At 74.1% G+C, this 3,589-nt stretch carries 3 protein-coding genes; all 3 read right to left on the bottom strand.

All coding sequences use genetic code 11. The features are described from left to right. Positions 1 to 2,420: hypothetical protein (locus E1293_RS45580; RefSeq protein ID WP_132206174.1), on the bottom strand; the 2,420-nt coding region annotated here is incomplete at its 3' end. A gap of 111 nt (positions 2,421 to 2,531) precedes the next feature. Beyond that, positions 2,532 to 2,735, bottom strand: coding sequence for a PspC domain-containing protein (locus E1293_RS45585; RefSeq protein WP_132206176.1), 204 nt, complete (start codon positions 2,733 to 2,735; stop codon positions 2,532 to 2,534). A 157-nt stretch (positions 2,736 to 2,892) separates the two neighbouring features. After that, positions 2,893 to 3,531 carry an HAD family hydrolase gene (locus E1293_RS45590; protein ID WP_132206178.1) on the bottom strand — a complete coding sequence of 213 codons (639 nt, stop codon included), beginning with the start codon at positions 3,529 to 3,531 and terminating at the stop codon, positions 2,893 to 2,895. Positions 3,532 to 3,589: the final 58 nt, after the last annotated feature.

Here is a 3,589-nt window from a genome sequence, read left to right on the forward strand (position 1 = left end):
GTCGCGTGGCGGCGGGCCCAGGTCCAGGCGTCGTCCCAGTGGCGGGTGCGGGTGTGCCAGACCTCGTCGCCGTCGGTGGCGATCATGAGGTTGGCGAGGTCGGGGTGGACGGCGCGGACGCGGGCGAGGAGGTCGGTGCCGCGGATCTGGCGGGAGCGTTCGTGGCGGGCCTCGGCCAGGGCGCCGAGGGCGCGGCCGTAGGCGGCGGCGTCGCGGGCGTCGATGGCGGACAGGGCGGCGCGGAGTTCGGGCGGGTCGTCGGCGCCGGGCCGGCCGATCGAGTCGCGGAGGGCGTCCAGGTCGGCGGAGGCGCGGCTGACGCCGAGGCTTTCGAGGGCGTTGTGGAGGGCGGCGGCGTAGTCGTGCCACTGGATCGGGTGCACGAGCGGCATGCCGAGGCCGGAGCGGTCGAGGAGCCGGCGCGTGGATTCGACGGCGGGCATCGCGTCGCGGATGCGGGCGAGGCGGCCGTGGGCGCGGACGAAGCGGGAGACGCGTTCGCCGGGCGGGAGGTCGGCGGGGAAGGAGATGCCGGCGGCCTCCCACACGTACTGGAGCTCGCGGCAGGTGATCCGGATGATCAGGTCGGTGTGGACGAGGTCGAGCAGCTCGGGTGTGGCGGGCGCCGCGCCGTCCACGGTCACGGTGGTGAGGAGGGGTTCGGCCTGGCGCTGGGCGGCGGAGCGCAGCGGGCCGCGTTTGAGGGCGCCGCCGCCGGCCAGGTGGGTGCGGAGTTCCTGGGCGGACGCGGCGAGGGCGCGCAGGTCGGCGTCGGCGGGCAGCTCGATGCGGTGGCCGCCGAGTTCGGAGAGGGCGCCTTCGGCCCATTGGGCGCGGGACGTCATCTCCGAGACCCGGGCCCAGATGAGGGGGCGCCGGTCGGCGAGGGCGTCGCCGAACGCGCGGACGGCGAGGTCGGCGGGGTTCCAGCCGCCCGGGTGCCCGTCGAGGCCGAGGTCGCGGAGCGCGGCGCCGACGACGGACGCGTCCCCGTCGAGGCGGGCGAGGAGGGTGCGGTCGCTGTCGCGGAGCCGTTGGGAGAGGTCGGTTTTGGAGCGTTCTGCTCGTTCGGCGGCGGCCTGCTCCGCCTCGATCAGGGTGCGGACGTAGGCGGCGCTCGGCAGCGCCCCGGGGTCGACGTCGCGCTGCGCGGTGCGGGCCTTGCGTTCGGCGGTCTCCTCCGCGAGGAGGACGACGAGTTCGGCGGCCTCGGAGCGGGAGATCGGCGGGCCCGGCGGCAGGTCCGGCCGGACGGGCATCCAGGAGAGTTCGGGGTCCGCCTCGCGGTGGCCGGGCGGAGGTTCCTCCGGGTCGCCCGTGCGGAGGCGTTCGGTGAGGTCGGCGACACGGCGGGCGGCGGTCTCCTCGCGCTCGGCCAGCGCGTCCAGGTCGGGAGACGCGCCTTGGGCGCGGATCGCTTCCACGGTCCGGGACGCCGTGGCCGGGTCGGTCGCGGTGAGGGCGGCCAGGCCACGCGGAAGGGCGGCGCGCAGTGCGGCGGACGCGGCGGGCCCGGACGTGGCGACGAGCACCCGGTGCCCGCGTCCGAGGAGTTCGGCGAGCAGGTCGGGCACGGTCTCCGCGGCACGCTCCGGCACGTGCATGACCTGCGGTTTCCTGGACGGTGCGACAAGCCGCGCCAGCCCTTGCGGCACTCCGCGCGGCAGCAGGCTCAGCAGCCTGGCGTGGTGGTCGGCGACGGCCTCGCGGCCCGGCGGCCGGACGACGAGCGCGGGTGCGAGCCGGATCCGCGGGACGGGCGAGACGGCGTCGGTGTCGGGCGTCCAGTCCTCGCGGTAGTCGGCGGGGCCGGTGAGCGCCACCTGGCACCATTTGCGCAGGACGTCCCCGGCGGACGCGTTCAGCCCGAACCCCTGCCCGGCCTGCACGGCGTCGGACACCCAGCCGGCGGGCCGGAACCCCGGATGCCCGGACAGCAGTTCCCGGTCGCGCAGGGTCGTGTGCCCGGCGAGGACGACGTCGATGCGTTCCGTACGTTCGTCCAGGACGATCCGGACGGGCGTGTTCAGCAGATGGTCGTGGACGGCCGGACGCCACGACAGCAGCCCCGTCGCCAGCACCACCTCCTCGCCGGACAGGTCGCGGAGGACCCGGTACCAGTTGCGGAGGGCGAGCCAGCCGTCGAACTCGTCCAGGACGACGGGCGGCGTCAGCGGGATGACCGGGACGCTGAACAGGACCTCGCCGGGCCCCGCGTCCGCCTCCACGTAGACGTCGCCGGGCAGTTCGGCCAGCCAGTGGACCTGGTCGTGGTCGGCGAGGTCGCGGGAGGGCCGCCGCCTGGCCCGGGCGAGGTCGCGCAGGTACCCGAGCAGGCGCGCCGCGTGGTCTGCCTCGCGCGCGGCGGCTTCGTCCGCGGCCCGGCCGGTCCGGCCGGGACCCGGAGCCTCCTCAGGCACCGCGGCTCCTCCCCTTCCCACGGGAATGGTGGTGCCCCGATCTAACACCCCCGGGCGAGCCCGGCCAAGCAGAATCGTTGATCATGATCGCCGGGCGCGCCGGAGGGAGGGTCAGTGGGCGCGGGCCATGTAGCGGTCCTCGTTCGGCATCATCACCCAGAGGACCAGGTAGACGACGAACTGCGGGCCGGGCAGCAGGCAGGACAGCAGGGCCAGCAGCCGGACGGTCCAGGGGGCCATGCCGAACCGGCGTGCCAGCCCGGCGCAGACTCCCGCGATCATTCGGCCGTGGCGCGGACGGTAAAGGCCGTTCATGAGTTCTTCTCTCCCCGATTCGTCGAGCTGTGAACACGGCCGCGCTTCTCACGGCCACACACATCACGCTACGGACCGGGTACCCGATCGCACATCGGCCGTCCGACCTGTTCCGATCCCATACTTCGGAATTACGGGACGTCCCCTAGGGGTCTGACTAGGCGGCGTTGTGCTGGGCGACGAGTTTCGGCAGTCCGGCCAGATCATCCAGGACGAACAGGCATTCGCGTAGCGCGTCGTCGTCTTCCTGGATGTGGCCCCAGGGGCCGCGTCGTAGGAAGGCCGCCCGCATACCGAACTCCAGTGCCGGCCGGACGTCGTTGTCTATGCGGTCGCCCACGTAGAGGACGCGATCGGGGAGGACGTCGGCGAGTTGGGCGCAGCGTTCGAAGAACTCCTGGGACGGCTTGGCGACGCCCCACACGTCCGAGATGCCGACCACGTCCGCGTCCAGTCCGAGGGCCGCCATCTGCGCGGCCGCCTCGACCGGCTGATTCCCGGCGATGCCGACGAAAAGGCCCTGGTCGCGCAGGCCGGACAGGCAGGCCCGCGCGTCCGGGTACAGGTCGTCCGGCCCGAAGCCGTTCGGGACGCCCGCCTCGGCGCGCTCGCGCTGCTCCTCCGCCAGGTCGAACCCGGGCCGGAAGTACTCGAAGAGGTCCATATGGGTGCCGCCGGTCGCGAGCAGCGCGCCCAGCTTGGTGAGGAACGTGTGCCGCGGCACGCCCAGCCAGTCGGCCCAGCGCCCGTAGATCTCGCCCTCATTGATGAGGGTCTCCCCGATGTCGAAGAACACCGCCTGGACGGCGCGGGGTGCCGGAACACCGCCGTGCTGGGGGGTGGGGGTGCTGTGG

Origin of the sequence: Actinomadura darangshiensis (assembly GCF_004349235.1) — a bacterium.
Taxonomy (GTDB): domain Bacteria; phylum Actinomycetota; class Actinomycetes; order Streptosporangiales; family Streptosporangiaceae; genus Spirillospora; species Spirillospora darangshiensis.